Source organism: Luteibacter sp., assembly GCF_051958795.1.
GTDB lineage: Bacteria > Pseudomonadota > Gammaproteobacteria > Xanthomonadales > Rhodanobacteraceae > Luteibacter.
On record NZ_JBQCFT010000256.1, the window covers coordinates 1 to 5,142 of the forward strand.

Here is a 5,142-nt window from a genome sequence, read left to right on the forward strand (position 1 = left end):
CGGCAGGCAGTTGCCCGGCTTGATCGGCGAGTCGGAACCCGACACGAGACGGTCGCCCACCGCCACGCCCTTCGGCGCGATGATGTAGCGGCGCTCGCCGTCGGCGTAGCACAGCAGCGCGATGTGCGCGGTGCGGTTCGGGTCGTATTCCAGGCGCTCGACAACGGCGGCAATGCCTTCCTTGTCACGCTTGAAATCGATGATGCGGTAAGCCTGCTTGTGACCGCCGCCGCGATGACGGGTGGTGATGCGACCAAAATGGTTGCGACCGCCGGTCTTCGACTGCGATTCGGTCAGGGCGGCGTACGGCGCGCCCTTGTGCAGACCTTCGGTCCGCACGCTGACTGCGTCGCGGCGGCCCGGGGAGGTCGGCTTGTGAGTGATCAGTGCCATCTCAATTCAACTCCTGGCTCAGGCCTTGGCCGACACGTCGATCGTGTGGCCATCGGCGAGGCGGACGTAAGCCTTGCGCTTGCCCTGGCGGTTGCCAGTGCGGAAGCGGAACGACTTGACCTTGCCCTTGGTATTCACGAGGTTCACGTCCACGACCTTGACGTCGAAGAGCTCCTCGACCGCGGTCGCGACATCAGCCTTGGTCGCCTCGGGAGCCACGATGAACACATACTGGTTGTGCTCAGCGAGGCGGGCAGCCTTTTCAGAGATGTGCGGTGCGCGCAGCGTGTTGAGCGTGCGTTCGGTGCTCATGCGAGCCACTCCTCGACCTTCTTGACCGCGTCCACCGTCATGACGACGAAGTCGCTACCGACCAGGCTGACCGGGTTCAGGGCCAGCACGTCGACGACGTGGATGTACGGAATATTGCGGGCGGACAGGTACAGCGCCTCGGTGGCGTCTTCCGACACCAGCAGGACACGACCCTTGACTTCGAGCTCGGCGAGCTTGGCGATCATCGCCTTGGTGCTTGCCTTCTCGATCGACAGTTCGGAGACGACCTTCAGGCGACCCTGACGGTTCAGCTCGGCAACGATCGAGCGGATGGCAACGCGGTAAGCCTTGCGGTTGACCTTCTGCTCGAAGCTGCGCGGCTTCGCTGCGAACGTCACACCACCGCCCACGAAGATCGGGGCACGGTAGTCACCGTGACGGGCGCCGCCGCCCTTCTGCTTCTTGAACTTCATCGTGGTCCCGGACAGGTCACCGCGCGACAGCTGCGCCTTGGTGCCTGCACGACCGCCAGCCTGGTAGGCAGTGACGACCTGGTGCACGAGGGCCTTCTTGTACTCGCCGCCGAACACTTCGTCCGAGACGGTGAGCGACTTGGCGCCAATAACATTCAGTTCCATGGCGTCTCTCCTCAACCCTTGGTCGTCGGACGGATCACGACATCGCCACCCGGCGCGCCAGGAACAGCGCCCTTGACCGCGATGAGATGACGCTCGGCGTCGACCTTGACCACTTCCAGGCCCTGCACGGTGCGATTGACCGCACCCATGTGGCCCGCCATCTTCTTGCCAGGGAACACGCGGCCCGGCGTCTGGCGCTGGCCGATCGAGCCCGGGGCACGATGCGACAGCGAGTTACCGTGGGTAGCGTCGCCCATCTTGAAGTGGTGACGCTTGATGGTGCCCTGGAAGCCCTTGCCCTTCGACACGCCAGCGACGTCAACCGTCTGGCCGACGGAGAACACGGCTTCAGCGGTCAGCTCGGCGCCGACTTCGTACTTGCCAGCGTCTTCCGCGTTGAGGCGGAATTCCCACAGGCCACGGCCCGGCTCAACCTTGGCCTTGGCGTAGTGACCCTTGGCGGGGTTCGTCAGCAGCGAAGCGCGCTTGGCGCCAGCAGTGACCTGAATGGCGCTGTAGCCATCCACTTCGGTGGTCTTCACCTGGGTCACGCGATTCGGGGTCGCTTCAATCAGCGTCACCGGAATCGAGCGGCCATCTTCAGTGAAGAGCCGGCTCATGCCGCACTTGCGGCCAACCAGTCCGATACTCATCTTCGTATCCTTTTATCCGCTCAGCCCAGCTTGATCTGCACGTCGACGCCGGCAGCAAGATCGAGCTTCATGAGCGCGTCCACGGTCTTGTCATTCGGATCGACGATGTCCAGAACGCGCTTGTGAGTACGGGTCTCGTACTGGTCGCGGGCATCTTTGTCGACGTGCGGCGACACCAGGATGGTGTAGCGCTCAATCTTGGTCGGCAGGGGGATCGGGCCGAGGACCGTCGCGCCAGTGCGCTTGGCCGTCTCGACGATCTCGCTGGCCGAACGGTCGATCAGACGATGATCGAACGCCTTGAGCCGAATGCGAATCTTTTGGTTCGCCATAAAACCGTGTCCTATTTTCGAAAGAACGTTCTTGTGATTCGAAGTGGCTTCTCGCCACCCCGCGCAACCCAGGTATTGCCAACTACGGGTGCCGCAACGGGCCGCCCGGGAACGCCAAAAGGCACCCTGAACGACCCGAAAAAGTCAGGCAGGCCGCAAAAACGGCCTGCCCAGACAGAAAAGTATAGAATGCGCAAAACGTTAGGTCAACAGAGCTCGCGCCCGTTGGCCTGGATTGCAGCATCCTATCCGGCTTCCCTGCCTGCGAACTCGAAGCGCTTTCCGTGCACCTCATTTCGCGTGGTCCCGGCGCCGCTAGGGCACTCGGGGGATATAGCCCGACGAGTATAGCCGGGTAGTTTTGAAATAGGAACCCCTTCTGGCTAAAAAATAGCCAAAAAAAAGGCGGGGGCTTTCGCCCCCGCCCTTACCCGACCCCATGGGGGCCTGGATGGCTTACTTCGTGATGCTGGAGACCACGCCGGCGCCAACGGTACGGCCGCCTTCGCGAATAGCGAAGCGCAGGCCGGCGTCCATGGCGATCGGGTGGATCAGGGTGACCGACATCTTCACGTTGTCACCCGGCATCACCATTTCCACGCCTTCCGGCAGCTTGATCGCGCCGGTGACGTCGGTGGTGCGGAAGTAGAACTGCGGACGGTAGTTGTTGAAGAACGGGGTATGACGACCACCCTCATCCTTCGACAGCACGTACACCTCGGCTTCGAACTCGGTGTGCGGCTTGATCGTGCCGGTCTTGGCCAGCACCTGGCCGCGCTGCACGTCGTCGCGCTTCAGGCCGCGGAGCAGGAGGCCGGCGTTGTCGCCTGCCTGGCCCTGGTCGAGCAGCTTGCGGAACATCTCGACGCCCGTGACCGTGGTCTTCTGGGTGTCGCGGATGCCGACGACTTCGATTTCTTCACCGACCTTGATGACGCCACGCTCGATACGACCCGTGACGACGGTGCCGCGGCCCGAGATCGAGAACACGTCTTCCACCGGCATCAGGAAGGTCTTGTCGATGTCGCGCTCCGGGGTCGGGATCCAGGTGTCCAGCGCATCAACGAGGTTGATGATCGCCGGCACGCCGATTTCCGACTGGTCGCCTTCGAGAGCCAGACGAGCCGAACCCTTGATGATCGGGGTGTCGTCGCCCGGGAAGTCATACTTCGAGAGCAGTTCGCGGACTTCCATCTCGACGAGCTCCATGAGCTCGGCGTCGTCGACCATGTCGGCCTTGTTCAGGAAGACCAGGATGTACGGCACGCCGACCTGACGCGAGAGCAGGATGTGCTCGCGGGTCTGCGGCATCGGGCCGTCAGCGGCCGAGCACACCAGGATCGCGCCGTCCATCTGGGCGGCACCGGTGATCATGTTCTTGACGTAGTCAGCGTGGCCCGGGCAATCGACGTGCGCGTAGTGGCGCGTGGCCGATTCGTATTCCACGTGGGCGGTCGAGATCGTGATACCACGAGCCTTCTCTTCCGGCGCCGCGTCGATCGAACCGTAGTCCTTGAACTCGCCACCGAAGCGCTCTGCACCGACCTTCGTCAGCGCGGCGGTCAGCGTGGTCTTGCCGTGGTCGACGTGGCCGATGGTGCCGACGTTGACGTGCGGCTTGTTACGCTCAAACTTACCCTTTGCCATGACTTGGAACCTCTAAAGATCGTTGAATAGGGTGGAATGAAGAAGCCCTATCAGGACTTCTTCATGACCTCGTCGGCGATGTTCTTCGGCGCCGGCTCATAGTGGTCGAATTCCATGGTGAACGTGGCGCGGCCCTGGGTCTGCGAACGCAGCGAGGTGGCGTAGCCGAACATTTCACCGAGCGGAATCATCGCGTTGACGGTCTTGCCGGACGGGGTCTCTTCCTGACCGGTCAGCATGCCGCGACGACGCGAGATATCGCCCATCACGTCACCGACGTAGTCTTCCGGCGTCACGACCTCGACCTTCATGATCGGCTCGAGCAGCACCGGCTGCGCCTTCGCGAAGCCCTGCTTGAACGCCATCGAAGCGGCGAGCTTGAACGCCATTTCCGATGAGTCGACGTCGTGGTACGAACCGAACACGAGCTTGACCTTGACGCCCACCACCGGGAAGCCGGCGAGCGGACCCGCGGTGATCGTCTCGCGGAGGCCCTTTTCAACCGACGGGATGAATTCCTTCGGAATCACGCCGCCCGTGATGTCGTTGATGAACAGGAAGTCGTCCTTGATACCAGCGGCGAGCTTCTCGTCAGCGCGGTCGGCATCCGAGATCGGCGACAGCTCGATCACGACGTGACCGTACTGACCCTTACCACCCGACTGCTTGGCGTGCTTGTAATCCGACTTGACGTCCTGAGCCTGGATCGTTTCGCGGTAAGCCACCTGCGGCTTGCCGACGTTGGCTTCGACGTTGAACTCGCGCTTCATGCGGTCCACCAGGATGTCCAGGTGAAGCTCGCCCATGCCCGAGATGATCGTCTGGCCCGATTCTTCGTCCGTACGGACGCGGAACGACGGATCTTCCGCAGCCAGACGGCCGAGGGCGATACCCATCTTTTCCTGGTCCGACTTGGTCTTCGGCTCCACCGCCATCGAGATCACCGGCTCCGGGAACGACATGCGCTCGAGGGTGATGATGCTGTCCTGCGCGCAGAGCGTGTCACCGGTCGTGACGTCCTTCAGGCCGACCGCCGCGGCGATATCGCCAGCGCGGACTTCCTTCAGTTCGTGACGCTCGTTGGCGTGCATCTGCAGGATGCGGCCGATGCGCTCCTTCTTCGACTTGACCGGGTTGTACACCTGGTCACCGGCGTTCAGCGTGCCCGAATAGACACGGAAGAACGTCAGCGCGCCGACGAACGGA

The 5,142-nt window shown here is 62.6% G+C and carries 7 protein-coding genes; all 7 read right to left on the reverse strand.

The window, feature by feature from the left end; translation table 11 throughout:
- Nucleotides 1-393: 50S ribosomal protein L2 (rplB, locus tag ACTHLF_RS13285; protein ID WP_440327822.1), on the reverse strand; the 393-nt coding region annotated here is incomplete at its 3' end.
- A gap of 18 nt (nt 394-411) precedes the next feature.
- Nucleotides 412-705, reverse strand: coding sequence for a 50S ribosomal protein L23 (gene rplW, locus ACTHLF_RS13290; protein ID WP_247333706.1), 294 nt, complete (start codon nt 703-705; stop codon nt 412-414).
- Nucleotides 702-1,304 carry a 50S ribosomal protein L4 gene (gene rplD / locus ACTHLF_RS13295; protein ID WP_440327823.1) on the reverse strand — a complete coding sequence of 201 codons (603 nt, stop codon included), beginning with the start codon at nt 1,302-1,304 and terminating at the stop codon, nt 702-704. The genes rplW and rplD overlap by 4 nt, the downstream gene beginning before the upstream one ends.
- 11 nt (nt 1,305-1,315) lie before the next feature.
- Nucleotides 1,316-1,957: a 50S ribosomal protein L3 gene (gene rplC / locus ACTHLF_RS13300; protein ID WP_440327824.1), complete on the reverse strand. Its 642-nt coding sequence runs from the start codon at nt 1,955-1,957 to the stop codon at nt 1,316-1,318.
- 20 nt (nt 1,958-1,977) lie between these two features.
- The gene (rpsJ, locus tag ACTHLF_RS13305; protein ID WP_014402136.1) at nt 1,978-2,289 is read right to left on the reverse strand and encodes a 30S ribosomal protein S10; all 312 of its coding nucleotides are present in this window, start codon (nt 2,287-2,289) and stop codon (nt 1,978-1,980) included.
- Nucleotides 2,290-2,745: 456 nt separating this feature from the next.
- Nucleotides 2,746-3,936, reverse strand: coding sequence for an elongation factor Tu (tuf, locus tag ACTHLF_RS13310; protein ID WP_440327825.1), 1,191 nt, complete (start codon nt 3,934-3,936; stop codon nt 2,746-2,748).
- 50 nt (nt 3,937-3,986) lie between these two features.
- Nucleotides 3,987-5,142 (reverse strand): elongation factor G (locus tag ACTHLF_RS13315; RefSeq protein WP_440327826.1); only part of this gene is annotated, 1,156 nt, incomplete at its 5' end.